Here is a 25,809-nt window from a genome sequence, read left to right as displayed (position 1 = left end):
GAGCCTTCTTGTTCACCACCCGGCCGACCCTCCAGGGCACCTTCGGCATGGTGTCCTCCACGCACTACCTCGCCTCCCAGTCCGCGATGGCGGTCCTGGAGGACGGCGGCAACGCCTACGACGCCGCGGTCGCCGCGGGCTTCGTGCTGCACGTCGTCGAGCCGCACCTGAACGGGCCCGCCGGCGAGGTGCCGATCATCCTCGCCCCGGCCGGCGGCGAGGTACGCGTGCTGTGCGGCCAGGGCGGAGCGCCCGCAGGGGCCACCGTCGCCCACTACAAGTCGCTCGGCCTCGACCTCGTCCCCGGCACCGGCCCGCTGGCCGCCGCCGTGCCCGGCGCCTTCGACGCCTGGATGCTCCTCCTGAAGGACCACGGCACGAAGTCCCTCGCCGACGTCCTCAAGTACGCCATCGGCTACGCGGAGGACGGGCACGCCCCCGTGGAGCGCGTCGGCGAGACCGTCGAGACGGTGCGCGAACTCTTCGAGAACGAGTGGCCCTCCTCGGCCGAGGTCTACCTCGTCGACGGCAAGGCCCCGGCCCCCGGCGAACTGCTGCGCAACCCGCAGCTCGCCGCCACCTGGAAGCGCGTCATCGCGGAGTCCGGGGAAGCGGGCGCCGACCGCGCGGCCCAGATCGAGGCGGCCCGGCGCATCTGGCGCGAGGGCTTCATCGCCGACGCCCTGGTCCGCCAGGCCGGGCGCCCCACCCTGGACACCAGCGGCGAACGGCACACGGGCACCCTCACCGCGGCCGACCTGGCCACCTGGGAAGCGACCTACGAGGCCCCGGCGACGTACGACTGGAACGGCTGGACGCTCTGCAAGGCCGGCGGCTGGAGCCAGGGCCCCGTCCTCCTCCAGCAGCTCGCCGTGCTCCCGCCCGAGCTGCCCGCCTACGGGTCCGCCGACTACGTCCACCTGCTCATCGAGGGCTGCAAACTCGCCATGGCCGACCGCGAGGCCTGGTACGGCGACGCCGAGGACGTCCCCGTGGACGCGCTGCTCTCGGACGACTACAACGCCGCGCGCCGTGCCCTCATCGACCCGGCGAAGGCCTCCCACGAGCTGCGGCCCGGCAGCCCGCTCGGCGCCGAGCCCCGCCTGAGCACGCACGCCACCGCCGTCGCCGCCGGTGAGCCCGGCTTCGACGCCATGGGGGTCGCGGGCGCCGGTGAGCCCACGGTCGCCAAGAGCCCCACCTCCCCGGTGCCGGGCGAGCCCGACGTCGGCACGGACGGACTGACCCGCGGCGACACCTGCCACCTCGACATCGTCGACCGCTGGGGCAACATGGTCGCCGCGACCCCGTCCGGCGGCTGGCTCCAGTCCAACCCGGTCGTGCCCGAGCTGGGCTTCCCGCTCGGTACGCGGCTCCAGATGGCCTGGCTCGACGAGGGCCTGCCGAACTCGCTCACCCCGGGCCGCCGCCCGCGCACCACGCTGACCCCCTCGCTCGCCCTCAAGGACGGCGTCCCCGTGCTGGCCTTCGGCACGCCGGGCGGCGACCAGCAGGACCAGTGGCAGCTGCACTTCTTCCTGGCGGTGGCGCTGCGCTCCGCGGTCCGCGGCGGGCTCGACCTCCAGGGCGCGATCGACGCCCCGAACTGGCACAACGACTCGTTCCCCGGCTCCTTCTTCCCGCGCGGCATGCGGCCCGGATCCGTGACCGTCGAGTCGCGCATGGACGAGGAGGTCGTCGCCGAGCTGCGGCGCCGCGGACATGACGTGACCGTCGGCGACGCCTGGTCCGAGGGCCGCCTGTGCGCCGTCGCCCGCGACCCGCGCACCGGCGTCCTGTCGGCGGCGGCGAACCCGCGCGGCATGCAGGGGTACGCGGTCGGCCGCTGACCCGGAACGTCGCCGGTGGGTGGAATCACCAATTTAGCGGGAATCGCCGATTTCACGGTGATTCCACCCACAGTTCATCTGATCAGTACGTGATGTCAGTGGGGCGTGTTCTCATGGAGGCATGATCGAAACAGTCACAGAAAGCATCGATGACTTTCTGACCCGCAACGTCACCGACCAGCTCCTGACGGACGTCGAGCGCATCGTCCGCGCCGCGGCCGCCGCCGAGATAACGCCCCGCTTCCGGCAGCTCGCCGCCCACGAGATCGAGCAGAAGAGCGCCCCGCACGACCTCGTCACCGTCGCCGACAAGCGCGCCGAGGAGCACCTCACGCGCGAGCTGCCCGCCCTGCTGCCCGGTTCCGTCGTCGGCGGCGAGGAAGCGGTCGCCGCCGACCCGACGACGTACGAGGCGATCCGGGGCGCGGCCCCGGTCTGGATCGTCGACCCCGTCGACGGCACCCGCCAGTTCGTCCACGGCGACCCCGGTTTCTGCACCCTCGTCGCCCTCGCGCTCGACGGCGTCGTCCTCGCCTCCTGGACGTACGCGCCCGCCCTCGACGAGTTCGCGGTGGCCGTGCGCGGCCGGGGCGCGCGGCTCAACGGCCGGGTCCTGCCCGCCGGTGCCCCCGCGCCCGGCCGCGACCTGCGCGTCGCCACCTCGCACCCCGACTTCACGACCGACGAACAGAAGCGCGCCCTGCTCGGCCTGTACACGGACGGGGTCGCCCCGCGCCCGTGCGGCTCGGCGGGCCTGGAGTACCTGGCCATCGCCCGCGGTGACCTCGACGCGGTCGCCTTCGGCTGGGAGCTGGCCTGGGACCACGCCGCCGGCCTGCTCCTCGTCGAGGAGACGGGCGGCGCGCACCTCACCCGGGACGGCGTCCCCTTCGCGATCACGGGGGGCAACGCGCTGCCGTTCACCGCGGCCCGCGACGCGGCGACGGCGCGCCGGGTGGCAGGGCTCCTGGCGGGCGGCGCCTGACCCGCGCGGGACCCGGATCGGCCGGTGGGTGCCACCCGCGACCGGTGTTGTCGGTACTGCGGCATATCCTGTGCGGGCAGTGGCCGTCGGCTGACAAAGGAGTCCGAAGGTGCCGTCGATGCTCGATGCCGTCGTGGTGGGTGCGGGGCCCAACGGACTGACCGCCGCGGTCGAACTGGCCAGGCGGGGCTTGTCCGTGGCCCTCTTCGAGGCCGAGTCCACCGTCGGCGGCGGCGCGCGCACCGAGGAGCTGACGCTGCCCGGCTTCCGCCACGACCCCTGCTCGGCGGCGCACCCGCTGGCCGTAAACTCCCCGGCGTTCAGGGCGATGCCGCTGGAGCGGTACGGACTTCACTGGGCCCACCCCGAGCTGCCCATGGCCCACCCGTTCCCGGACGGCAGCGCCGCCGTCCTGGCCCGGTCCGTCGCCGAGACCGCCGCGTCCTTCGGGCCGCGTGACGCGGGCGCGTACCGGCGCCTCGTCGAGCCGCTCCTGCCGCACTGGGACGCCCTCGTCCAGGACTTCATGTCCCTGCCGCTCAGCGCGCTGCCCCGGGACCCCGTCACCCTCGCCCGGTTCGGCCTGCGCGGACTGCCGCCCGCGACGTGGCTGATGCGCCGATTCCGCGACGAGCGGGCCCCCGCCCTCTTCTCCGGCCTCGTCGCCCACACCATCGCCCCGCTGGGCGGATTCGCCACGTCCGCGATCGGCCTCGTCTTCGCGCTGGCCGCCCACGCGCGCGGCTGGCCGCTGGCCCGCGGCGGCTCCCAGTCCCTCTCCGACGCGCTGGCCGCGTATTTGAAGGACCTCGGCGGCACGATCCACACCGACTACGAGGTGAAGCGGCTCGACGACCTGCCGCCCGCCCGCGCCTACATCTTCGACACCTCGCCGACCGCCCTCGCCCGGATCGCGGGGCTCGGCCGCTACTACGACCGGTTCACGTACGGGGCGAGCGTCTTCAAGGTCGACTACGCGCTGGACGGCCCCGTGCCGTGGACCGCGCCCGAGGCCAGGGCGGCCGGCACCGTACAGATCGGCCCCTACCGCTCCGACATCGGCAAGGCCCTGCGCGCGGCATCCGTCGACGACCGGGCCCCAGAGGCGCCCTTCCTCATCACTGTGCAGCCGAGCGTCGTCGACGCCACGCGCGCGCCCGCCGGCAAGCACACGTTCTGGGCGTACGGGCACGTGCCGAACGGCTGGACCGGAGACCTGACCGACGCCATAGAGCGTCAACTGGAGCGCTTCGCACCGGGGTTCAGGGACCTGATCCTCGCCCGCGCCACCGCGGGCCCACCCGAACTGGCCCTGCGCAACGCCAACTACGTGGGCGGCGACATCTCCTGCGGCTCGGTCGGCGGACTCCAACTGCTGCTGCGCCCCAAACTCTCCCTGTCCCCGTACACGACCCCGCACCCGGCCGTCTTCATCTGCTCCTCGGCGACGCCGCCCGGACCCGGCGTGCACGGCATGCCCGGGCACAATGCGGCGAAGGCCGTCTGGCGCAGGCTCCGGACCGCCTCATGAGCCCCCGGACCAGCCCCCGACTCGTCCTGGTCCAGGGCGACATCACCCAGCAGGACGTGGACGCCGTGGTGAACGCGGCGAACTCCTCCCTCCTGGGCGGCGGCGGAGTCGACGGCGCGATCCACCGCCGCGGCGGCCCCGAGATCCTCGCCGCGTGCCGCGCCCTGCGCGCCTCCCACTACGGAAAAGGCCTGCGCACCGGCCAGGCCGTCGCCACCACCGCGGGCCGCCTCCCGGCCCGCCACGTCATCCACACCGTCGGCCCCCGCTGGTCGGCGACCGAGGACCGCTCGGAGCTGCTGGCCTCCTGCTACCGGGAATCACTGAGGATCGCGGCCGAACTCGGCGCCCGCACGGTGGCGTTCCCCGCGATCTCCACCGGCATCTACGGCTGGCCCCTGGACGACGGTGCACGCATCGCGGTGGAGACGGTCCGGTCGACGGCAGCGCCGGGCATCGAGGAGGTGCGGTTCGTGGTCTTCGACGAACGGGCCCACGAGGCGTTCGCCGGGCACCTGGCCTGACCCGGCGGGGGCGGCGAGGACGATGTCGGATTCTCGCCAGCCGAGCCGCTCACCATGCCCGATCCTTGAACCATGCCCACCACCGAGAGCGCGCACGGCACCGCCGCCATGCACACCGACACCGAGCGGTGCGTCCGGGCGGTGCAGGCCAAGGACACCCGGTTCGACGGGGTGTTCTTCACCGCCGTCGTGACCACCCGCATCTACTGCCGGCCCGGCTGCCCCGTCGTGCCGCCCAAACCGCGCAACATGATGTTCTATCCGAGCGCCGCCGCCTGCCAGCAGGCCGGATTCCGGGCCTGCAAGCGCTGCCGGCCCGACACCAGCCCCGGTTCCCCGGAGTGGAACCAGCGCGCCGATCTCACCGCGCGTGCCATGCGGCTCATCGCCGACGGGACCGTGGACCGCGAGGGCGTCCCGGGGCTGGCCCGCCGCCTCGGGTACAGCGCCCGCCAGGTCGAGCGGCAGCTCCTCGCCGAACTCGGCGCCGGACCGCTCGCCCTCGCCCGCGCCCAGCGCGCCCAGACCGCCCGGCTGCTCATCGAGACCACCGGGCTGCCCATGGCGGACATCGCGTTCGCCGCCGGGTTCGCCTCGATCCGCACCTTCAACGACACCGTCCGCGAGGTCTACGCACTCGCCCCGGGCGAGCTGCGCACCCGCGCCCCCAGGGGCCTGCCGAGCGCCCCCGGCGCGATCACGCTCCGGCTGCCGTTCCGCGCGCCCCTCAACCCCGACAACCTCTTCGGACACCTCGCGGCGACCGCCGTCCCCGGTGTCGAGGAGTGGCGCGACGGCGCGTACCGGCGCACGCTCCGCCTCCCCTACGGGCACGGCATCGTGACCCTCACCCCGGGCGCCGGGCACATCGGCTGCCGGCTCGTCCTCACCGACCAGCGCGATCTGACCGTCGCCATCAGCCGCTGCCGCCGCCTGCTCGACCTCGACGCCGACCCGGTCGCCGTGGACGACCGGCTACGCACCGACCCGCTGCTCGCGCCCCTCGTCGACAAGGCGCCGGGGCGCCGGGTGCCGCGCACCGTCGACGAGGCCGAGTTCGCGGTGCGGGCCGTGCTCGGGCAGCAGGTCTCCACCGCGGCCGCCCGCACCCACGCGGCCCGGCTCGTCCAGGCCCACGGCGAACCGGTCGACGACCCCGAGGGCGGCCTCACCCACCTCTTCCCGGCACCGGCCGCGCTCGCCTCCCTCGACCCCGAGTCGCTCGCCCTGCCGCGCAGCCGCCGGACCACGCTCATCACACTCGTACGTCAACTCGCCGACGGGGAGCTCACGTTGGGCCCGGAGTCCGACTGGGAGGAAGCCCGGGCGCGGCTCGCCGGACTGCCCGGATTCGGGCCCTGGACCATCGAGGCCATCGCGATGCGCGCCCTCGGCGACCCGGACGCCTTCCTGCCCACCGACCTCGGGATGCGGCGCGCCGCACGGGAGTTGGGCCTTCCGCACACCCCGGCCGCCCTCACGGCGCGGGCCGCGGCCTGGCGGCCGTGGCGCGCGTACGCCGTCCAGTACCTGTGGGCGACGGACAGCCACCCGATCAACTTCCTCCCCGAATGAACCCGAGAAGGGATTCATGACCATGGAACGCAAGCAGCACACCGTCATCGACAGCGCCTACGGGCCGCTCACCCTCGTCGCCACCGACGGCACACTGTCGGGGCTCTACATGACCGAACAGCGCCACCGTCCCGCCGAGGAGACCTTCGGAGAGCGCGACGAGCGCCCCTTCGGGGCCGTCATCGACCAGCTGGAGGCGTACTTCCAGGGCGAGTTGAAGGAGTTCGACCTCCCGCTCGCCCTGCACGGCACGCCCTTCCAGCGCTCCGTCTGGCAGCAGCTCCAGAAGATCCCGTACGGCGAGACCCGTACGTACGGGGAGCTGGCCGCCGCCCTCGGCAAGCCGGCGGCCTCCCGCGCCGTGGGTCTCGCCAACGGCAAGAACCCCGTCGGCGTCATCGTGCCCTGCCACCGGGTGATCGGCGCGAGCGGCGGCCTCACCGGGTACGGCGGCGGCCTGGAGCGAAAGCGGCGCCTGCTCGACTTCGAACGCGGCACCGCTCTCTTCTGACCGTCCTAGGCGGTCGCCTCCGCGTCCACCGGCTTAGGGATCAGCAGCGAGGCGAACAGGGCCGCCACGATCAGGACGAGGCCCGCCACGACGCCCGCGCTGTACCCGCCGACGGACGACCCGTCTGCGGGAGCGACCGCCTTCATCGCCGCGTAGAGGACGACGAAGCTGAGGCCCGCGCCCAGGTTGAAGCAGCCGGCGTTCAGGCCCGGCAGGAAGCCCGGGTTCTCCTTGGGGGAGAGCAGGATGCCGAGGCCGTTGAGCATGATGTTGACCGTGCCCGCGTAGGTCGCGCCGAGCAGGATCGAGACCGCGAGCAGCAGGCCCGAGGAGTCGGTCTGCAGGGTCAGGAGGGCGAGCACCGTGGCGACCGCGGTGGCGGTCAGGCCGATGCGCAGGATGCGGCCGTAGCCGAAGGACGCCGCGAGCCGTCCCGCGAGCGGTCCCATGACCAGGCCCGCGAGCGCGTACGGCGTCAGCGTCCACCATGTGGCGCCCTCCGCGCCGAGGCCGAGGCCGACCGCGGTGTCCTGGGCGAAGCCGGGCAGCAGGCCGTTCATGATGGCGAAGACGCCGGTCATGGTCAGCATCGTGGAGAGCAGGATCGACCAGGTGGCGCGCCGCTTCAGCAGATGCGTGGTGACCAGCGGGTGCCTGGCCCGGGTCTCCAGGCGCCAGAACGCCCAGAAGGCGAGCGCGGCCAGGACCAGCAGGCCGATGGCGAGCGGCCAGTTCGCGTCGGCCAGCTTGCCCGCCTCGTTGAAGGCGATCAGCAGGGCGCCGACGGAGACGACCAGGAGGCCGACGCCCGGCCAGTCCATGGGCGGCCGCTCGTCCGCGCGCGAGTCGGGCGCCAGGAACCGGACGAGCAGGGCGGCGAGGGCCGCGAAGCCCGTCATGACCCAGAAGATCGACGCGTAACCGTGGTGCTCGGCCAGCGAACCGCCCGCGAACGAGTCGACGCCCGCGATACCGCCGTTGACCGCCGTGACCAGGCCGAGGAGCGTGCCGTACCGCTTCGGGTCGGGAACCTCGACGCGCAGCATGATCAGCGCGAGGGGGATCGTCGGGCCCGAGGCGCCCTGGATGACGCGACCGACGGCGAGCATCCCGACGGAGCCGGCGAGCGCGGAGATCACACAGCCGACGGCCATCAGGACCATCATCCCGGTGAGCACCTTGCGCCGGCCGATGAGGTCGCCGAGGCGCGGCAGGAACAGCGAGAACAGCGCGGCGGCCGTGAAGAAGGCCGTCTGGGTGACGCTGATGGCCGAGGCGCTGGTGTGCAGCTCGTCCGCCATCGTCGCCAGGGCGGGGCTCAGCATCGACGCGTTGAGCTGGAAGGCGAAGCTGGCCGCGAGCAGCGCGGCCATCAGGGCGCCCACCCTGACCGGGCGACCCGAACGGGAGTCGCCGGCCGGGGTGTGGGGGGAGGCGGCGACGCTCATGCGGTCGGGTCTCCGATGCGTACGAGCGCGTCCACGACGAGGTCCCAGAAACGCTCGTGGTCCAGGTCGACGGCGACCTGGGTGTGGCAGTCGGCGGGCGCGGGGGAGCGCAGGTCGGTGACGGTCATACCGAGGGTGAGCGCGCCGCGCAGCTCGATGTCGACGGGCGCCTTGCGTACGGTCATGACGCTCGGGTCGATCACGTACGCGACGGCGCACGGGTCGTGCACGGGCGGGTGCTCGAAGCCCTGGTTCTCGCGGTAGGCCTCGCGGAAGAACTCGAGGAGTTCGAGGACGAAGGCGGCGGGCTTCGTGCCCACGGCCGCGATCTTCTTCTCGACCTCGGGGGTCGCGAGGGCCTGGTGGGTGAGGTCGAGGCCGACCATCGTGACCGGCCACTTCTCGTTGAAGACGATGTGGGCGGCCTCGGGGTCGATGACGATGTTGAACTCGGCGACCGCGCTCCAGTTCCCCTCGTGGAAACCGCCGCCCATCAGCACGACCTCGCGTACGCGCTCCGCGATCCGGGGCTCCTTGCGCACGGCCAGGGCGATGTTCGTCAGGCCTGCGGTCGGCACGATCGTGATCTCGCCCGGCTCGTGCGCCATGACGGTGTCGATGATGAGGTCCACGGCGTGCCGGTCGTCGAGCTCCGTGGTCGCCTCGGCCAGCTCCGGCCCGTCCAGGCCGGTGTCGCCGTGGATGTCCGCGGCGGTCTCGATGTCGCGCACCAGCGGGCGCGCGCAGCCGGCGGCGAAGGGCACCCCGGTGATGCCGGCGATGGCGGCCACCGAGAGCGCGTTCCGGGTCACCTTCTCCAGGGTCTGGTTCCCGACGACGGTGGTCACGGCGACCAGGTCGATGTCGGGGTTGCCGTGCGCGAGCAGCATGGCGACCGCGTCGTCGTGCCCCGGGTCACAGTCGAGAATGATCTTCCTGGCCAACGGAATGAGCCCCTTTGCTCCGGAGCCTCGTCGCTCCGGTCGGAAAAACTGTCCACGAAAAGCTCACCCGTCACCATGCCCATTGTCAACGCGCGTAGATGACCAAGTTGCGGCGGTCTGCTTCGTGCGGACCTCCAAAAAGCGGAGGCGAGCCCTCCGGGAAGATCCTAGGCGCCGGGCGGCATGACCACAGGGCGGGTGATCGATCGTTCGCGCGCGTGGAGGGCCCCGCAATGTCCGCCCTTACGAGGATGTAGTGGCGGGTCGCGCTGTCCCGCGGGGCGGACGGCCATGGGCAGCGGACCCCTCCTGCGGTTAAGGTCACAGCGGCGCGACTGCCTTGACGCGAGCAAGGCCCGAACAGCAAGGGGAGCAAGGTGGCGGACGCTGCACAGGCCGCGCGGCACGTGTTGATCGCGGCGGACAAGTTCAAGGGGTCGCTCACCGCGGTGCAGGTCGCCGAGCGGGTGACAGCGGGCCTTCGCCGGGCCGCGCCCGAGATCGGGATCGCGTCCGTGCCGGTCGCGGACGGCGGCGACGGCACCGTCGCGGCGGCGGTCGCCGCCGGGTTCGAGCGTCGCGAGGTGCGGGTGACCGGGCCGCTCGGCGAGCCCGTCACCGCGGCGTACGCGCTGCGCGAGGGCACCGCGGTCGTGGAGATGGCGGAGGCGTCCGGCCTCCAGCTCCTGCCCGAAGGCGTCTTCGCCCCGCTCACCTCGACGACGTACGGCTCCGGCGAGGTCATCGCCGCCGCGCTCGACGCCGGGGCCCGCTCGATCGTCTTCGGCGTCGGCGGCAGCGCCACGACCGACGGCGGCGCGGGCATGCTGGCCGCGCTCGGCGCCCGGTTCCTGGACGCGGCGGGTGCGCCCGTCGGGCCCGGCGGCGGCGGTCTCGCGGCGCTGGCCTCCGCCGATCTGTCCGGGCTCGATCCGCGCCTGGCCGACGTGGAGATCGTCCTCGCCAGCGACGTCGACAATCCGCTTACCGGACCCAAGGGGGCGCCCGCCGTCTACGGTCCGCAGAAGGGTGCGACGCCTCAGGACGTGGCCGAACTGGACGCGGCCCTCGGCCACTTCGCGAAGGTTCTGGGCGAGTCCGTCGGCCCCGCGGCCCTCGAGTACGCCGAGTCGCCCGGGGCCGGTGCCGCGGGTGGCATCGGGTACGGGGCGCTGGTCGGCCTCGGGGCGAGTTTCCGGCCCGGGATCGAAGTCATGCTGGATGTTCTGGGCTTTGCTCCCGCGCTCGAGGGGGCCACGCTGGTGATCACCGGCGAGGGGTCCCTCGACGAACAGACCCTGCACGGGAAGGCTCCCGCCGGGGTTGCCGCCGCCGCGCGTTCCGCGGGGGTGGAGGTCATCGCGGTCTGCGGCCGCCTGGCGCTTTCGCCTGCGGCGCTCGGGCGGGCCGGGATCCGGCGCGCGTATGCCCTGACGGACGTGGAGCCGGATGTGGCCCGGTGCATTGCCGAGGCGGGGCCGATCCTGGAGGACGTGGCGGAGCGGATCGCGGCGGACTTCTTGAACTAGCCCGGGTTCGCCCATCGCGGCCGGCGGCGGCTTTGGCGGGCAGCTCGCGCAGTTCCCCGCGCCCCTGGGCGTGTGCCGGTCCCTGCCGTCTCGTGGGTGCGGGTCTCGTCGTGGCCGCTCGCGCAGTTCCCCGCGCCCCTGGGCCGTTTTGAGGGTGCGGCGCCGTCGTGGTTGCTCGCGCCGTTCCCCGCGCCCCTGGAGCATGCGGCTTCGCCGCAGCCCCATGAGGGCGCGCGCCCGCTGAGTGGCGCACGCAGTGCGCATCTCAGGGGCGCGGGGAACGGCGCGAGAAGCCCGGCCGGGCCCGCGGTCGACCACGTACCTAGGGGCGCGGGGAACTACGCGATCAGCCCCCACCGGCCGGCACTCGCGCGACAGCAGGCACCGGGCAGACGGGTCGCAGGCAAGGGGCGCGGGGAACGGCGTGAGAAGCCCGGCCGGGCCCGCGGTCGACCACGCTCCCTGGGGCGCGGGGAACGGCGTGAGAAGCCCCACCGGCCCCGCGGTCGACCACGCACCTAGGGGCGCGGGGAACTGCGCGAACAGGTCCCGCCGGCTGCTGCCGACAGGGCGCAACCCTTACCCCGAAGCCAGCCGATAGGCGTCGAGCGCCAGGGTCATCTCCATCAGATCCCGGGGCCGAGACAACGACCGCGAGGTCAACTGCTCGAGCCGCCGCAACCGGTTGAACACAGTGTTCCGGTGACAGTACAACCGCCCGGCCGCCCGCCCCGCAGACCCCTCACAGGCCAGCCACGCATCCAGCGTCTCCAACAGCACGGCCCGGTCGCCCGGTTCGAGGGAGAGCAGCTCACCGAAGACCCCGGAGACCAGCCGCTGCGCCAGATCCGGCTGGCTGACCACGAGCGCCGTCGGCATGCGCTGATCGAGGCGTACGACCCCGGTCGTGTCCGGCGGGCAGGTACGCAGGGCGAGTTCGGCCAGACGGCGCGCGTGCCCGAGTTCGGCGAGCCCGGTGACGACGGGGCTGAGTCCGCCGGGCCCCGGGCACCGCCCGTCGAGCAGCCCGGCCAGTTCGTCGAGCTCCCGCCCCGCCCCGAGCGCGACCACGCCCAGCTCACAGTCGGCCCGCATCCGCCAGACGAACCGGAACCCCGGGTCCTGGATCCGCCGGTGGAACGCCTCCCGCCCGTCCCGCCGCTCGACCCGCAGCACCACGACCGCGTACGGGCCGTGCTCGGGCAGATCGAGCCCGGCGGCAGCGCGCGCGGCGAGGCCCGGCGCGGGCCGGCCCTCCAGGAGCGCGTCGAGCAGCGCCTGCATCTGCTCGTCGGTGCGCCGCCGCAGCTCCAGCTCCGTGGCCCGGTACGCCTCCGACGCCGCCTCGGCCTGCGCGTCCACCGCCGCCCACACCATCGTCGCGGAGCGCATGAGCGCCGAGAGCCGGTCGGGTTCACCGCCCGCACTTTCCATCAAAGCGTCCCAGACGAGGTACCCCGCGTTGCGGTAGGCGTGCACGAGCAGGTCCAGGGGCAGCCCCTGGCCCGCCCGGCGCCGGCCCGCCTCCTCCGCGTACGCCAGATCCCGCCGCGCCGAATCACGCGGCGCCGAGATCGTCTCGACGCCGATCCGGATCGCCTCCTCGGCCTCCCGCCACTGGACGTCGTACGGCAGCACCCGCGCGTACACGTCGGAATGCGCGAACAATTGCCGCAGGTGCTCGTCGACCAGCTCCGGCACCCGCTCCAACAGTGTCGTGCACGCCTCCTTCAGCAGCTTCCAGTCCTGCCCGGTGCGATGCCTGCGCCCGCCCATCGCCCCTCCCAACGGCCTGTAAAGCGACGGCAAAGAACTCATCTGCCTGTCCGGAGGATGTCACCCCGCGCCCGTCCCCGGCAGGCCCCTGACACGGGGTCTTGTGCGCGCGCACAACCGAGGCGGGCGGGCGCTGGGCCCGCGCAGCGATTCGCGGGCCGCCCGTGGACGGGCCGCCCGCGCGGTGCTGTCGTGAGCGCCACCGGTCCAGGAAGGGACACAGAGTGACCGATGCACAAGGGGAGGGCCTCGCCGTCGACGACGTGTCGGTCGGCTACGGCCCCGTACGCGCTCTGCGCGGTGTGACGCTGAACGTGCCGCGGGGCGCCGTCGTCGCCGTGCTCGGCGGCAACGGCGCGGGCAAGACGACGCTGCTGCGCGCCGTCTCGCGCACGCTGGGATTCCATGGTGGGACGGTCACGTCCGGCGAGGCGCGGTTCGACGGCCGCCGGATCAGCGGCCTGTCCGCCGACCGGGTCGTGGCCGCGGGAGTCTGCCAAGTACCGGAAGGGCGACGGGTGTTCGCCCGGATGACCGTCGCCGACAATCTGCGGGCCGGCGCGCTCGGCTCGACCGGATCGCGCGCCGACAAGGCGGCCGCGCTGCGCCGCGTCCACGAACTGTTCCCGGTCCTCGCCGACCGGGCGCACCAGCGGGCCGGGCTGCTCTCCGGCGGCGAGCAGCAGATGCTGGCGGTCGCCCGCGCCCTGATGGCGGGCCCGCGGCTGCTCCTGCTCGACGAACCGTCGCTGGGCCTCGCCCCGCTGATGGCGGCCAGGATCGCCGACACCATCCGCGAGATCAACGCCCAGGGCGTCTCCGTCCTCCTCGTCGAGCAGAACGCGGCCCTCGCGCTGCGCCTCGCCTCGCACGCCTACGTCCTGGAGGTCGGCGAGATCACCCTGCACGGCCCCGCCGGCGAACTGGCGGACTCCGACGAGGTGCGCCGCCGCTACCTGGGCGTCGTCGACGAGACAGCCGCCGCCGACGCCTCCGGCGGCGCCTCGCACGCGCCGGTGCTGCGGCGCTGGGGAGGTGCCCGGTGACCACACCGACCACGACACCGGCCATGACGGACGTACTCCCGCTCAAGGTGCGGGAGTTGACCGTCCGCTTCGCCGGGCTCACCGCCCTCGACGCGATCGGCTTCACCGTCGCACCCGGCACGGTGCACGCCGTCATCGGCCCGAACGGGGCGGGTAAGTCCACCTGCTTCAACGTGCTGTCCGGCGTCTACCGGGCCACGGAGGGCAGCGTCCACCTCGGCGACCAGGAGCTCACCGGGCTGCCCCCGCACCGCATCGCCGGACTCGGAGTGGCCCGGATCTTCCAGAACCTGGCCCTGCCCCCGCGCACCACGGTCGCCGACAGCCTGCTGCTCGGCCGCCACCGGCTGACCCGCAGCGGCTTCCTCGCCGCCGGGCTGCGCCTGCCCTCCGCCGTCCGCGAGGAACGCGAGCACCGCGAACGTGTGCGTGAGATCGCTGAGTTCGTGGGCATCGCCGACCAACTCGACACACCTACCGGCGCGTTGCCCTACGGGCAGCAGAAACTCGCCGAACTCGCCCGCGCCCTGTGCATGGAGCCCCGCGTCCTGCTGCTCGACGAGCCCGTCGCCGGAATGACGGCGGACGAGCGGCGCCGTACCGCCGCCGTCATCGCGGGCGTCCGCGACAGCCTCGGTATCTCCATCGTCCTGGTCGAACACGACATGGGAGTCGTCATGCGCCTCGCCGACGAGGTCACGGTCCTCGATTTCGGCCGCCGGATCGCCGGCGGGTCACCGGACCGCGTCCAGAACGACCCGGCGGTGATCCAGGCCTACCTGGGCGCGCCCGCGGACGACGACACGGAAGGGGAGGCCACGGCGTGACCACGTTCCTCGAACTCCTCCTCAACGGCCTCTCGATGGGCTCCGTCTACGCGCTCATCGCCCTCGGCTTCGTCGTCATCTTCCGCGCCACCGAAGTCGTCAACTTCGCCCACGCCTCCCTGCTCCTCGCCGGCGGCTACGTCACCGCCACACTCCACGACGACCTCGGCTTCTGGCCCGCGCTCGGCGTCGGCATCGCCGCCGCCGCGGTCGTCGGAGCGGCCGTCGAGTTCCTCGTGATGCGCCGCTACCGCGGGCACGACCACAGCGTCCTCGCCATCGTCACCATCGGCGTCGACATCCTGCTCACCACCGAACTCACCCGCCGCCTCGGCACCGACGTCCTGTCGATGGGCGACCCGTGGGGCGACGCCGTACTCACCGTCGGCGGGGTGTCGATCGCCCACACCCGCGTCGCCGCGTTCGTCACCGCCGCGCTGCTCATCACCGCTTTCCTGCTCGTCTTCCGCTACACGTCGTGGGGCGTCGCGATGCGCGCCGCCGCCGAGAGCGGCGAGACGGCCGCGCTGATGGGTGTCCGCCTGCACAGGGTGTCGCTCAGCGCCTGGGCCGTGGCGGGCGGGCTCGCCGCCGTCGCCGCGCTGTTCCTCACCGTGTTCCCGACGCCGGGGCTAGAGAGGGCCACCTCCCTCGCCGCCCTGAAGGCCTTCCCCGCCGCCATCCTCGGCGGCCTCGACTCCACCACCGGCGCACTCGTCGGCGGCCTCGTCGTCGGCGTCACCGAGTCCCTCGCCACCGGCTACCAGAGCGAGCTCGCCTTCATGGGCCGGGGCCTCGGCGACCTCGCGCCCTACCTCGTGATGACCGTGATTCTCCTGCTGCGGCCCGCAGGGCTCTTCGGTACGAAGGAGCTCGCCCGTGTCTGACACCCTCGCCGCCACGAAGACCACGGGCAGCGCGAAAACCGGCCCCTCCGCCCGGACGCTGCTCACCCGCCGCCGCAGCTACGCCGTCGCCCTCTGCGCGCTGCTGCTGCTCGCCCTGCCGTTCTACCTCGACCGCTTCTGGCTCCAGGCGGGCCTGTTCGCCATGGCCGCCGCGATCGGCGCCATCGGACTCAACCTCCTCACCGGCGCCACGGGCCAGCTCTCCATGGGCCACGCCTTCTTCCTCGCGGTGGGCGCGTACGGATACTGCGTCTTCGCCGGGGAGCGCGACCAGGAGATCAACGGGCTCGGGCTGCCGCCCTGGCTCGCCGCCGTCCTCGCGGTGCTCGTCTCCGGCGTCGCGGGCGGCCTGTTCAGCCCCATCGCGGGCCGCCTCAAGGGCGCGTACCTCGGCATCGCGACGCTCGCCCTCATCTTCATCGGGCAGCACGTCCTGTTCAACGCCGAGGACCTGACCGGCGGCGCCAACGGCCGCGACGTGCCCGCCATGAGCCTGTTCGGGCTCACCTTCGACGACACGCCGCTCACCGTGGCCAGTGTGCCGTTCGGCTCCGCGGAGAAGCTCTGGTACCTGGGGCTGCTGCTCCTGCTCGGCTGCGGCCTGTTCGCCCGCGGGGTGCTGCGCGGGCGTCCCGGCCGCGCCATGAACGCCATCCGCGACCACCGCATCGCCGCCGGCGTCCTCGGCGTCCCCGTCGCCCGCTACCGCGGCGCGGTCTTCGTCCTCTCATCGATGTACGCGGGCCTCGCCGGGGTGCTGCTCGCCCTCGTCTTCCAGCGCACCGTGCCGGACTACTTCGGCATCACGCTCTCCCTCGAGTACCTCGCCATGATCGTCATCGGCGGGCTCGGGTCCGTGGCGGGGGCGGTCGTGGGCGCCGTGTTCGTCTCGCTCCTGCCCCAGATCCTCACCCGCTACAGCGACGCCCTGCCCCTCGTCTCGGCCCCCGGCACCGGCGGCGTCGCGCCGGGGGAGGCCGCCCGCTACCTCTACGGCGCCGCCGTCGTGGCAGTGGTCCTGTTTTTGCCCGGAGGCCTGGTGCAACTCGCCGCCCGGCGCGCCCGGAAACACCCTCAGGAGGAGTCATGACCGCCCGTACCCGCCCCACCCGCACGCTCACGGTGACCGCCGTGGCCGCGCTGCTCGCCCTGACCGCCGCGTGCAGCTCGAAGGCCGAGGACGGGGGAGGGGACGACGAGAAACAGAGCGCGGGCGGGATCAAGACCGGCCAGGGCGTCTCCGGCTCCACGATCGACCTCGGCGTCCTCACCGACATGACCGGCGTGTACGCGACACTCGGCAAGAGCGTCACGCAGGCGCAGCAGCTGTACGTCAAGCAGGTCAACGCCGACGGCGGCATCTGTGACCGGCAGCTGAAGCTCACCGTCCGCGACCACGGCTACGACCCGCAGAAGGCCGTCGCCGGATACACCGAGCTCGCGCCCAAGGTCCTGGGGTTCACGCAGTTCATCGGCTCGCCGTTCGTCGCCGCTGTCGAGAAGCGCATCACCGACCAGGACAAGGCCCTCGTCCTGCCGCAGGCCTGGTCCTCGAACCTGCTCGGCAGCCCCTACGTGCGCATCATCGGATCCACGTACGACATCGAGACGATCAACGCGATCGACTTCCTGATGAAGAAGAAGGGGCTGAAGAAGGGCGACAAGCTCGGCCACGTCTACTTCGAGGGCGACTACGGCGAGAGCGCCCTGAAGGGCTCGAAGCACATGGCGCAGGAGGCGGGCCTGACCGTCGTCGAGCAGAAGATCAAGCCGACCGACAACGACATGACCGCCCAGGTCGCCGCCCTGAAGAAGGCCGGCGTCAAGGGCATCGTGATCAGTGCGGGCCCGCGGCAGGCGGCCTCGCTCGTCGGTGTCGCGGCCGCCGCGAAGCTGAACGTGCCGGTCATCGGCAACAACTCGGCGTACGCCCCGCAGCTCCTCGGCACCCAGGCGGGCCCGGCCCTGCTCGCCAACTACTACGTGGCGTCCCCGTCGCTGCCCATCGGCGCGGACACCCCGGAGGCCAAGAAGCTCGTCGCCGACTACAAGAAGGCGTACCCGAAGGACGGCCTGGACAACGGCGTCGTAGCAGGCTGGACGGCCGCCGGCGTCTTCGGCGAGGCCCTGAAGAAGGCGTGCGAGGCCAAGGACCTCACCCGTGAGGGCGTCGACAAGGCGCTGCTGTCCCTGAGCGGCTACGACATGGGCTTCGGCGTCGACCAGGACTTCACCGACCCCAAGGCCCCCTCCTCCCACAAGTCGGTCATCCTCCAGCCCGACAAGACGGCCGTGGGCGGCCTGAAGGTGGTCCAGGACCCGGGCGAGGCCGCAGAGGCCAAGACGTACACCCAGGCCCCGTAGGGGGCCGTAGAAGAGCGGTGGGNCCGAGCCAAGAGGCTCGGGCCCACCGCTCACACGTTCAGCGAAGCGCTACGACTGCGCTCGCGCCTCACGCCGGTTGTCCCGGAAGTTGTTCACCCGCCGGGCCGTCGCGAACAGCGGAATCACCGCTCCGAGGACGAGCTGCAGGGCACAGCCGGTCTGGAGCAGGAGCTGCCCGCCGGGCGCGTCGAACGCCCAGGCCGCCAGCAGGCCCATGCTGAGCACGATCCAGGAGAGCATCGCGACCGCGAGGCGGCCCCGCGGCTTCGGGTACTCGACCCGGCTCACCATCAGCCACGCGGTACCGATGATCGCGAGGAGCGTCGCCACGAACGGCAGCTCCAGGAGCACGATCGAGACGACGGTCAGCGCGCCGAACGGCGACGGCATGCCCTGGAAGGTGCCGTCCTTCACCGTCACGCACGAGAACCGCGCAAGCCGCAGCACCACCGCCAGCAGCACCACGATGGCCCCCACCGCCGCGACTCTCTGGTGCGCGTCATTGGCGACCATGCCGTAGACGAGCACGAAGTACGCGGGCGCGAGGCCGAAGCTGATCAGGTCCGAGAGGTTGTCCAGCTCGGCGCCCATCGGCGAGGAACGCAGCTTGCGGGCCACCAGACCGTCGAACAGGTCGAAGATCGCGGCGGCGAGCATCAGGATCACCGCGGTCGCGGCGCTGCTGCGGGCCATGCCCGAGTCGTTGCTGCCCTGGATGTGCGGGATCAGGATGCCGGTCGTCGTGAAGTAGACCGCCATGAAGCCGCACGTGGCGTTGCCGAGGGTCAGGGTGTCCGCTATCGACAGGCGCAGCGAGAGCGGCATCTCCTCCGCGTCGTCCGCCTCGTCCTCGCTCACGGGCACCCAGCCGGCCTGGGTCTCCGGGTCAGTCACGGTCAAGTCGAGTCACCCCCGCCACCGTCTTCTGGCCGACCTCCACGTCGATCTCCACACCCTCGGGGAGGTAGATGTCGACGCGCGAACCGAACCGGATCAGCCCGATGCGCTCGCCCTGCTCCACCTTGGTGCCCCGCGGGATGTACGGCACGATGCGGCGGGCGACGGCGCCGGCGATCTGGATCATCTCGATGTCACCGAGCTCGGTGTCGAAGTGCCAGACGACGCGCTCGTTGTTCTCGCTCTCCTTGTTGAACGCCGGAACGAAACCGCCCGGGATGTGTTCGACGGAGGTCACGGTGCCCGCGAGGGGAGCGCGGTTGACGTGGACGTTCAGCGGGCTCATGAAGATCGCGACGCGGGTGCGGCCGTCCTTCCACGGCATGATGCTCTGCACCACACCGTCTGCCGGGGAGATGACCCGGCCCTGCGTGATCTCGCGCTCGGGGTCGCGGAAGAACCACAGCATGCCGGCCGCCAGAGCGGTGGTCGGGACGGCGAGTGCTGCTGCCTTCTTCGAACGGCGCGATCGGGCCAGGCTGAGGGCAGCCGTGGCGACGGTCGGGAGAAGCCACGGCGATGCTCCGCGCGCAAGGCGACCACCGAGGAAGCCGTCGCGAGGTGCAGAGGTTTGGCTGTGGGGCATGGATGACCTTCGTAGCGGATGAGGCCGCGCTGATTACGGGGGGACGGCGGCTTTTCCGGGGAATGCTATCGGTTGCGAGCCACAACTGGGCAAGCCAGGAAGCCGAGTCGGCGGCCGAAGAGTGTTGACGGGGTGTGATCTTCTTCGCGAAGAAAACACCCCGAAATAGGACATCTCGCCAGGCTCAGCCCTGGAACCGATACTCTTCGAGCAGTCGACGACCAATGATCATTTTCTGGATTTCGGCGGTACCTTCACCGATCAGCAGCATCGGCGCCTCGCGGTACAGACGCTCGATCTCGTACTCCTTGGAGAACCCGTATCCACCGTGGATCCGGAACGCGTCCTCCACGACTTCTTTGCAGTATTCGGAGGCCAGGTACTTGGCCATTCCTGCTTCGAGGTCGTTTCGTTCCCCAGAGTCCTTTTTGCGTGCCGCGTTCACCATCATCGCATGGGCGGCCTCGACCTTGGTAGCCATCTCGGCCAACTTGAACTGGATCGCCTGATGCTGGGCGATGGGCTTGCCGAAAGTGTGGCGTTGCTGGGCGTAGGAGACACCCAGCTCGAAAGCACGTTGTGCGACGCCACAGCCACGCGCGGCCACATTCACGCGCCCGACCTCGACGCCGTCCATCATTTGGTAAAACCCTCGGCCCGTCTGTCCGCCAAGTACACGATTGGCTGGAATGTGTAGGCCGTCCATGATCAATTCGGTGGTGTCGACGCCCTTGTAGCCCATCTTGTCGATCTTCCCGGGGATGGTGAGGCCGGGCCGGACCTCGCCGAATCCGGGCTCCTTCTCCACGAGGAAGGTCGTCATCGACTTGTGCGGGGCCGTTCCCTCGGGATGACCTTCATCACTCCGCGTGAGAACCGCCACAAGGGTTGACGTGCCGCCGTTCGTGAGCCACATCTTCTGGCCGTTCAGGACGTACTCGTCGCCCTCCCTGACCGCCTTCGACGTGATCGCCGACACATCCGAGCCGAGCGCCGGCTCGGACATCGAGAACGCGCCGCGCACCTCGCCCAGCGCCATCCGCGGCAGGAAGTACTCCTTCTGCTCCTGCGTGCCGTGCTGCTTGAGCATGTAGGCCACGATGAAGTGGGTGTTGATGATGCCGGAGACCGACATCCAGCCGCGCGCGATCTCCTCCACGCACAGCGCGTACGTGAGCAACGACTCGCCGAGCCCCCCGTACTCCTCGGGGATCATGAGCCCGAACAGGCCCAACTCCTTGAGCCCGTCGACGATCTCCTGCGGGTACTCGTCGCGGTGCTCCAGCTCGGTGGCGACCGGGATGATCTCCTTGTCCACGAAGTTGCGCACCGTGGAGAGGATTTCCTGCTGGATCTCGTTGAGACCGGCGGTCTGGGCGAGTCGCGCCATGGCTACTTCTCCTGCTGCTCGATGGCCGGGCGGCCGGGCTGTTCGCCGCCGCGCTCCTTGATGTACGTCTCGGTGGGCACCATCACCTTGCGGCGGAAGACGCAGACGAGCGTGCCGTCCTGCTTGTAGCCCTTGGTTTCCACGTAAACGATCCCGCGGTCGTTCTTGGACTTCGACGGGGTCTTGTCCAGAACCGTGGTCTCGCCGTAGATCGTGTCGCCGTGGAAGGTCGGCGCCACGTGCTTGAGCGACTCCACCTCCAGGTTGGCGATCGCCTTGCCGGAGACGTCCGGCACGGACATGCCGAGCAGCAGGGAGTAGATGTAGTTTCCGACGACGACGTTCTTGCCGAAGTCGGTCGTCTTCTCCGCGTAGTTGGAGTCCATGTGGAGCGGGTGGTGGTTCATCGTCAGCAGACAGAAGAGGTGGTCGTCGTACTCGGTGACCGTCTTCCCGGGCCAGTGCTTGTAGACGTCCCCGACGGTGAACTCTTCGTAGGTGCGGCCGAATTGCATGGTCTTACGCCTCCGGGGCCTCGAACTTGGACGTGCGGCGCATGCCGGCCGCGCGGCCCTTCCCGGAGATGACGAGCGCCATCTTCCGGCTCGCCTCGTCGATCATCTCGTCGCCGAGCATCGCCGAGCCCTTCTTGCCGCCCGCCTCGGACGTGCAGTACTCGTACGCGTCCAGGATCAACTCGGCATGGTCGTAGTCCTCCTGCGACGGGGAGAAGACCTCGTTGGCCGCCTCGACCTGGCCGGGGTGCAGCACCCACTTGCCGTCGAAGCCGAGGGCGGCGGCGCGCCCCGCGACCTCGCGGAAGCCGTCCACGTTCTTGATCTGGAGGTAGGGGCCGTCGATCGCCTGGAGGTCGTTGGCGCGGGCCGCCATCAGGATCTTCATCAGGATGTAGTGGTACGCGTCGGCGCCGTAGCCGGGCGGCTGCTCGCCGACGACCAGGGACTTCATGTTGATGGAGGCCATGAAGTCGGCCGGGCCGAAGATGATCGTCTCGGTGCGCGGGGACGCCTCGGCGATCGCGTTCACGTTGTTCAGGCCGCGGGCGTTCTCGATCTGCGCCTCGATGCCGATCTTGCCGACCTCGAAGCCCATCGTCTTCTCGATCTGCGTGAGCAGGAGGTCCAGGGCCACGACCTGGTCGGCCGTCTGGACCTTCGGCAGCATGATGCAGTCGAGGTTCTGGCCCGCGCCCTCGACGACGGTCACGACGTCGCGGTAGGTCCACTCGGTCGTCCAGTCGTTGACCCGTACGACGCGCGTCTTGCCCGTCCAGTCGCCCTCGTTGAGGAACTTGACGATGGTGTGCCGGGCCTCCGGCTTGGCGAGCGGCGCGCAGGCGTCCTCCAGGTCGAGGAAGACCTGGTCGGCCGCCAGGCCCTGGGCCTTCTCCAGGAAGCGCGGGTTCGAGCCCGGCACGGCCAGGCACGAGCGGCGCGGGCGGAGACGGTTCACAGGACTGGTCATGCGGGGACCTCCAGTGGGTCGAGCTTGTTCGCTAGCCGGATCTCGTCGACGATACGGCCGATGATTTCCGTGATGCCGAAGTCCTTGGGGGTGAAGACGGCGGCGACACCCGCCCGCTTCAGGTCCTCGGCGTCGGCGTTGGGGATGATGCCGCCGACGATGACGGGCACGTCGGTGGCGCCCGCCTCGCGCAGCCGGTCGAGGACGTCAGGCACCAGCTCGGCGTGCGACCCCGACAGGATCGACAGGCCGACGCAGTGCACGTCCTCGGCCAGGGCGGCGGACACGATCTGCTCCGGGGTGAGCCGGATGCCCTGGTAGACCACCTCGAACCCGGCGTCGCGGGCCCGGACGGCGATCTGCTCGGCCCCGTTGGAGTGCCCGTCCAGGCCGGGCTTGCCGACGAGCAGGCGCAGTTTGCCGCCGAGCTCGTCGCCGGTGCGGCGGACCTTCTCACGGACGAGGGCGAGCGGCGTGCCCTCCTCGGCGGTCACCGCGACCGGGGCCGAAGAGACGCCGGTGGGCGCCCGGAACTCGCCGAAGACCTCGCGCAGCGCCTCCGACCACTCGCCGGTCGTGACCCCGGCGCGGGCGCATTCGAGAGTGGCCTCCATGAGGTTCTCGGTGCCGGCCGCGGCCTCCTTCAGGCGCTCGATGGCCTGCTGGGTGGTCGGGTAGTGGAAGGGGTCGCCCAGGCCCTGCCGGTCGCTCGACTCCTGACGCGTGGTGCGCCACTCGCCGATCGCCCGCACGACGCGTGCCTCGACCTGGTGGTCGACCGTCATGATCGCGGCGTCCAGGTCGGCGGTGAGCGGGTTCGGCTCGGTCGACTCGTAGATGTTGACGCCGACGATCTTCTCGTCGCCGCCCTCGATCCGGGCCCGCCGCTCGGCGTGCGAGGAGACGAGCTGGGACTTGAGGTAGCCCGACTCGACGGCGGCCATCGCCCCGCCCATCTCCTGGATCCGCTCGATCTCCGCGAGGGACTCGGTGACCAGCGCGTCGACCTTCTTCTCGATGACGTGCGAGCCCGCGAAGATGTCCTCGTACTCCAGCAGGTCGCTCTCATGGGCGAGAACCTGCTGGATGCGCAGCGACCACTGCTGGTCCCAGGGCCGGGGGAGGCCCAACGCCTCGTTCCAGGCGGGGAGTTGGACGGCGCGGGCGCGCGCGTCCTTGGACAGGGTCACGGCCAGCATCTCCAGGACGATCCGCTGGACGTTGTTCTCCGGCTGCGCCTCGGTCAGGCCGAGGGAGTTGACCTGCACGCCGTACCGGAAGCGGCGCTGCTTCGCGTTCTCGATGCCGTACCGCTCGCGCGTGATCTGGTCCCAGATCCGCCCGAACGCCCGCATCTTGCACATCTCCTCGATGAAGCGGACACCCGCGTTCACGAAGAAGGAGATACGGGCCACGACGTCCCCGAACTTCTCGGCGGGGACCTGCCCTGAGTCGCGTACGGCATCGAGAACGGCGATGGCGGTGGACATCGCGTACGCGATCTCCTGGACCGGTGTGGCCCCCGCCTCCTGGAGGTGGTACGAGCAGATGTTGATCGGGTTCCACTTGGGGATGTGGGAGACCGTGTAGGCGATCATGTCGGTCGTCAGGCGCAGGGAGGGGCCCGGGGGGAAGACGTGCGTGCCCCGGGACAGGTACTCCTTGACGATGTCGTTCTGCGTCGTGCCCTGGAGCGCGGCGATGTCGAGGCCCTGCTCCTCGGCGACGACCTGGTAGAGCGCCAGAAGCCACATGGCGGTGGCGTTGATGGTCATCGAGGTGTTCATCTGGTCCAGGGGGATGTCCTGGAACAGGCGCCGCATGTCACCGAGGTGCGAGACCGGCACGCCGACCCGGCCGACCTCGCCGCGGGCGAGGATGTGGTCCGGGTCGTAGCCCGTCTGGGTCGGCAGGTCGAACGCGACCGACAGACCCGTCTGGCCCTTGGCGAGGTTGCGCCGGTACAGCTCGTTGGACGCCTCGGCCGTGGAGTGACCGGCGTAGGTGCGCATCAACCACGGCCGGTCCTTCTGACGCTCAGTCATGAGCCGTTGCCCCTCCGGGGTTTCAGACGTTGCGGAAGCGGTTGATGGCGTCGATGTGCTGGGCGCGCTTCTCGTGGTCGCGCACGCCCAGGCCCTCCTTCGGCGCGAGCGCGAGGACGCCGACCTTGCCCTGGTGGACGTTGCGGTGCACGTCGTGGGCGGCCTGCCCGGTGTCCTCCAGGGAGTACACCTTGGAGAGCGTCGGGTGGATCTTGCCCTTGGCGATCAGGCGGTTGGCCTCCCACGCCTCGCGGTAGTTGGCGAAGTGCGAGCCGATGATCCGCTTCAGCGACATCCACAGGTAGCGGTTGTCGTACTCGTGGTGGTAGCCCGAGGTCGAGGCACAGGTGACGATGGTGCCGCCCTTGCGCGTCACGTAGACGGAGGCGCCGAACGTCTCGCGGCCCGGGTGCTCGAAGACGATGTCGACGTCCTCGCCGCCGGTCAGCTCACGGATGCGCTTGCCGAACCGCTTCCACTCGCGCGGGTCCTGGTTGTGCTCGTCCTTCCAGAACTTGTAGCCCTCGGCGTTGCGGTCGATGATCGCCTCGGCGCCCATCTTCCGGCAGATCTCCGCCTTCTGCTCGCTGCTCACGACGCAGATGGGGTTGGCGCCGCCGGCGAGCGCGAACTGGGTGGCGTAACTGCCGAGTCCGCCGCTCGCGCCCCAGATCAGCACGTTGTCGCCCTGCTTCATGCCGGCGCCGTTGCGGGAGACCAGCTGGCGGTACGCGGTGGAGTTGACGAGGCCGGGAGCCGCCGCCTCCTCCCAGCTGAGGTGGTCGGGCTTCGGCATCAGCTGGTTGGACTTCACGAGCGCGATCTCTGCCAGGCCGCCGAAGTTGGTCTCGAAGCCCCAGATGCGCTGCTCGGGGTCGAGCATCGTGTCGTTGTGGCCGTCCGAGGACTCCAGCTCGACGCTCAGGCAGTGCGCGACGACCTCGTCACCGGGGTTCCAGGCGTTCACGCCGGGGCCGGTGCGCAGCACGACGCCCGCCAGGTCGGAGCCGATGATGTGGTACGGCAGGTCGTGCCGCTTGGTCAGCTCGCTCAGCCGGCCGTAGCGCTCCAGGAAGCTGAAGGTGGAGACCGGCTCGAAGATCGAGGTCCACACGGAGTTGTAGTTGACCGAGGAGGCCATCACGGCCACCAGGGCCTCGCCCGGGCCGAGCTCGGGCACCGGCACGTCGTCCAGGTGGATCGACCGGCGCGGGTCCTTCTCGCGGGTCTCGAGCCCGGCGAACATGTCCGCCTCGTCCTTGTGCACGGTGATCGCGCGGTAGGAGTCGGGCAGCGGCAGGGCGGCGAAGTCGGCAGACGTGGCGGTCTGCGACTGAATCGCGTCCAGGATTTCCTTCACGATGGTGCCTCCGGCGATGAGCGTCGAGGGAAACGCTGAGTCGGGGTGTGCTGGCTGCGGGTGTGGGGTGGAGCGTGCCGTCGGTTCGGCGGGGGTGGTGCGGTGGCAGCGCTTGGTGTGGCGCGGAAGGTTGCCTGTGACGCAGGC

General features: G+C 71.3%; 22 protein-coding genes. 12 read left to right on the top strand and 10 right to left on the bottom strand.

Going from position 1 to position 25,809, the window contains the following annotated elements:
* The first annotated feature begins 8 nt into the window (after positions 1 to 8).
* From ABD366_RS11925 to ABD366_RS11900, 6 genes are all read left to right on the top strand, one after another.
* On the top strand, positions 9 to 1,850 hold the full coding sequence (locus tag ABD366_RS11925) for a gamma-glutamyltransferase family protein (protein WP_324771928.1): 1,842 nt from the start codon (positions 9 to 11) through the stop codon (positions 1,848 to 1,850).
* Positions 1,851 to 1,971: 121 nt separating this feature from the next.
* Positions 1,972 to 2,835: an inositol monophosphatase family protein gene (locus tag ABD366_RS11920; RefSeq protein WP_324771929.1), complete on the top strand. Its 864-nt coding sequence runs from the start codon at positions 1,972 to 1,974 to the stop codon at positions 2,833 to 2,835.
* Positions 2,836 to 2,953: 118 nt separating this feature from the next.
* On the top strand, positions 2,954 to 4,366 hold the full coding sequence (locus ABD366_RS11915) for a phytoene desaturase family protein (protein WP_324771937.1): 1,413 nt from the start codon (positions 2,954 to 2,956) through the stop codon (positions 4,364 to 4,366).
* Complete coding sequence (locus tag ABD366_RS11910; RefSeq protein ID WP_324771930.1) at positions 4,363 to 4,890, top strand: O-acetyl-ADP-ribose deacetylase; 528 nt, start codon at positions 4,363 to 4,365, stop codon at positions 4,888 to 4,890. The genes ABD366_RS11915 and ABD366_RS11910 overlap by 4 nt, the downstream gene beginning before the upstream one ends.
* Positions 4,891 to 4,998: 108 nt before the next feature.
* Positions 4,999 to 6,465 (top strand): AlkA N-terminal domain-containing protein, encoded by a 1,467-nt coding sequence (locus ABD366_RS11905; RefSeq protein WP_324771938.1) that lies wholly within the window; start codon positions 4,999 to 5,001, stop codon positions 6,463 to 6,465.
* A 22-nt stretch (positions 6,466 to 6,487) separates the two neighbouring features.
* Positions 6,488 to 6,976, top strand: a complete 489-nt coding sequence (locus tag ABD366_RS11900; RefSeq protein WP_324771939.1) for a methylated-DNA--[protein]-cysteine S-methyltransferase — start codon at positions 6,488 to 6,490, stop codon at positions 6,974 to 6,976.
* A gap of 5 nt (positions 6,977 to 6,981) precedes the next feature.
* On the opposite strand, the gene uriT is transcribed toward ABD366_RS11900, so the two are convergent.
* Entirely contained in the window at positions 6,982 to 8,424 is a 1,443-nt protein-coding gene (uriT, locus tag ABD366_RS11895) for a uridine transporter UriT (protein WP_324771931.1), read from the bottom strand.
* Positions 8,421 to 9,368, bottom strand: a complete 948-nt coding sequence (gene uriH / locus ABD366_RS11890; RefSeq protein ID WP_324771932.1) for a uridine-preferring nucleoside hydrolase UriH — start codon at positions 9,366 to 9,368, stop codon at positions 8,421 to 8,423. Before uriH ends, uriT begins: the two co-directional genes overlap by 4 nt.
* A 377-nt stretch (positions 9,369 to 9,745) precedes the next feature.
* Here uriH and ABD366_RS11885 point away from each other — a divergent pair, with 377 nt between their 5' ends.
* Positions 9,746 to 10,897, top strand: coding sequence for a glycerate kinase (locus ABD366_RS11885; protein ID WP_324771933.1), 1,152 nt, complete (start codon positions 9,746 to 9,748; stop codon positions 10,895 to 10,897).
* 579 nt (positions 10,898 to 11,476) lie between these two features.
* On the opposite strand, the gene ABD366_RS11880 is transcribed toward ABD366_RS11885, so the two are convergent.
* Positions 11,477 to 12,673, bottom strand: coding sequence for a PucR family transcriptional regulator (locus tag ABD366_RS11880; RefSeq protein ID WP_324773370.1), 1,197 nt, complete (start codon positions 12,671 to 12,673; stop codon positions 11,477 to 11,479).
* Positions 12,674 to 12,897: 224 nt separating this feature from the next.
* Here ABD366_RS11880 and ABD366_RS11875 point away from each other — a divergent pair, with 224 nt between their 5' ends.
* Genes ABD366_RS11875 through ABD366_RS11855 form a run of 5 tightly spaced genes read left to right on the top strand, consistent with a single transcriptional unit; the run spans position 12,898 to position 17,818 of the window.
* Positions 12,898 to 13,719 carry an ABC transporter ATP-binding protein gene (locus tag ABD366_RS11875; protein ID WP_324773371.1) on the top strand — a complete coding sequence of 274 codons (822 nt, stop codon included), beginning with the start codon at positions 12,898 to 12,900 and terminating at the stop codon, positions 13,717 to 13,719.
* 23 nt (positions 13,720 to 13,742) lie between these two features.
* Positions 13,743 to 14,546: an ABC transporter ATP-binding protein gene (locus ABD366_RS11870; protein WP_324773447.1), complete on the top strand. Its 804-nt coding sequence runs from the start codon at positions 13,743 to 13,745 to the stop codon at positions 14,544 to 14,546.
* On the top strand, positions 14,543 to 15,433 hold the full coding sequence (locus ABD366_RS11865; protein WP_324773373.1) for a branched-chain amino acid ABC transporter permease: 891 nt from the start codon (positions 14,543 to 14,545) through the stop codon (positions 15,431 to 15,433). The genes ABD366_RS11870 and ABD366_RS11865 overlap by 4 nt, the downstream gene beginning before the upstream one ends.
* Positions 15,426 to 16,544 (top strand): branched-chain amino acid ABC transporter permease, encoded by a 1,119-nt coding sequence (locus ABD366_RS11860; protein ID WP_411293838.1) that lies wholly within the window; start codon positions 15,426 to 15,428, stop codon positions 16,542 to 16,544. Before ABD366_RS11865 ends, ABD366_RS11860 begins: the two co-directional genes overlap by 8 nt.
* Positions 16,541 to 17,818, top strand: a complete 1,278-nt coding sequence (locus ABD366_RS11855) for an ABC transporter substrate-binding protein (protein ID WP_324773375.1) — start codon at positions 16,541 to 16,543, stop codon at positions 17,816 to 17,818. Before ABD366_RS11860 ends, ABD366_RS11855 begins: the two co-directional genes overlap by 4 nt.
* A gap of 69 nt (positions 17,819 to 17,887) precedes the next feature.
* Here ABD366_RS11855 and pssA read toward each other — a convergent pair whose 3' ends face one another.
* The 7 genes from pssA to ccrA form a co-directional block, all read right to left on the bottom strand.
* Entirely contained in the window at positions 17,888 to 18,664 is a 777-nt protein-coding gene (pssA, locus tag ABD366_RS11850) for a CDP-diacylglycerol--serine O-phosphatidyltransferase (RefSeq protein WP_324773451.1), read from the bottom strand.
* Positions 18,665 to 18,725: 61 nt separating this feature from the next.
* Entirely contained in the window at positions 18,726 to 19,382 is a 657-nt protein-coding gene (locus ABD366_RS11845; protein ID WP_324773377.1) for a phosphatidylserine decarboxylase, read from the bottom strand.
* Positions 19,383 to 19,566: 184 nt separating this feature from the next.
* Entirely contained in the window at positions 19,567 to 20,772 is a 1,206-nt protein-coding gene (locus ABD366_RS11840; RefSeq protein ID WP_324773378.1) for an acyl-CoA dehydrogenase family protein, read from the bottom strand.
* Positions 20,773 to 20,774: 2 nt separating this feature from the next.
* The gene (locus ABD366_RS11835) at positions 20,775 to 21,287 is read right to left on the bottom strand and encodes a MaoC family dehydratase (protein ID WP_324773380.1); all 513 of its coding nucleotides are present in this window, start codon (positions 21,285 to 21,287) and stop codon (positions 20,775 to 20,777) included.
* 4 nt (positions 21,288 to 21,291) lie between these two features.
* Entirely contained in the window at positions 21,292 to 22,257 is a 966-nt protein-coding gene (locus tag ABD366_RS11830) for an HpcH/HpaI aldolase/citrate lyase family protein (protein ID WP_324773382.1), read from the bottom strand.
* Positions 22,254 to 24,302, bottom strand: coding sequence for a protein meaA (locus ABD366_RS11825; RefSeq protein WP_324773384.1), 2,049 nt, complete (start codon positions 24,300 to 24,302; stop codon positions 22,254 to 22,256). Before ABD366_RS11825 ends, ABD366_RS11830 begins: the two co-directional genes overlap by 4 nt.
* Positions 24,303 to 24,324: 22 nt before the next feature.
* A complete protein-coding gene (gene ccrA / locus ABD366_RS11820) occupies positions 24,325 to 25,662 on the bottom strand; it encodes a crotonyl-CoA carboxylase/reductase (RefSeq protein WP_324773386.1) in 1,338 nt (445 codons plus the stop codon).
* Positions 25,663 to 25,809 lie beyond the last annotated feature (147 nt).

This window comes from Streptomyces kunmingensis, assembly GCF_039533535.1.
Lineage (GTDB): Bacteria > Actinomycetota > Actinomycetes > Streptomycetales > Streptomycetaceae > Streptomyces > Streptomyces kunmingensis.
This window is presented reverse-complemented; position numbering and strand designations above follow the sequence as displayed.

Bases quoted from the DNA above. Each gene is read 5' to 3' on its own strand.
- ABD366_RS11920 (WP_324771929.1), top strand. From the start codon at position 1,972: ATGATCGAAACAGTCACAGAAAGCATCGATGACTTTCTGACCCGCAAC.
- ABD366_RS11915 (WP_324771937.1), top strand. From the start codon at position 2,954: ATGCTCGATGCCGTCGTGGTGGGTGCGGGGCCCAACGGACTGACCGCC.
- ABD366_RS11910 (WP_324771930.1), top strand. From the start codon at position 4,363: ATGAGCCCCCGGACCAGCCCCCGACTCGTCCTGGTCCAGGGCGACATC.
- ABD366_RS11905 (WP_324771938.1), top strand. From the start codon at position 4,999: ATGCACACCGACACCGAGCGGTGCGTCCGGGCGGTGCAGGCCAAGGAC.
- ABD366_RS11900 (WP_324771939.1), top strand. From the start codon at position 6,488: ATGGAACGCAAGCAGCACACCGTCATCGACAGCGCCTACGGGCCGCTC.
- uriT (WP_324771931.1), bottom strand. From the start codon at position 8,424: ATGAGCGTCGCCGCCTCCCCCCACACCCCGGCCGGCGACTCCCGTTCG.
- ABD366_RS11880 (WP_324773370.1), bottom strand. From the start codon at position 12,673: ATGGGCGGGCGCAGGCATCGCACCGGGCAGGACTGGAAGCTGCTGAAG.
- ABD366_RS11870 (WP_324773447.1), top strand. From the start codon at position 13,743: ATGACGGACGTACTCCCGCTCAAGGTGCGGGAGTTGACCGTCCGCTTC.
- ABD366_RS11855 (WP_324773375.1), top strand. From the start codon at position 16,541: ATGACCGCCCGTACCCGCCCCACCCGCACGCTCACGGTGACCGCCGTG.
- pssA (WP_324773451.1), bottom strand. From the start codon at position 18,664: ATGCCGCTCTCGCTGCGCCTGTCGATAGCGGACACCCTGACCCTCGGC.
- ABD366_RS11845 (WP_324773377.1), bottom strand. From the start codon at position 19,382: ATGCCCCACAGCCAAACCTCTGCACCTCGCGACGGCTTCCTCGGTGGT.
- ABD366_RS11840 (WP_324773378.1), bottom strand. From the start codon at position 20,772: ATGGCGCGACTCGCCCAGACCGCCGGTCTCAACGAGATCCAGCAGGAA.
- ABD366_RS11835 (WP_324773380.1), bottom strand. From the start codon at position 21,287: ATGCAATTCGGCCGCACCTACGAAGAGTTCACCGTCGGGGACGTCTAC.
- ABD366_RS11830 (WP_324773382.1), bottom strand. From the start codon at position 22,257: ATGACCAGTCCTGTGAACCGTCTCCGCCCGCGCCGCTCGTGCCTGGCC.
- ABD366_RS11825 (WP_324773384.1), bottom strand. From the start codon at position 24,302: ATGACTGAGCGTCAGAAGGACCGGCCGTGGTTGATGCGCACCTACGCC.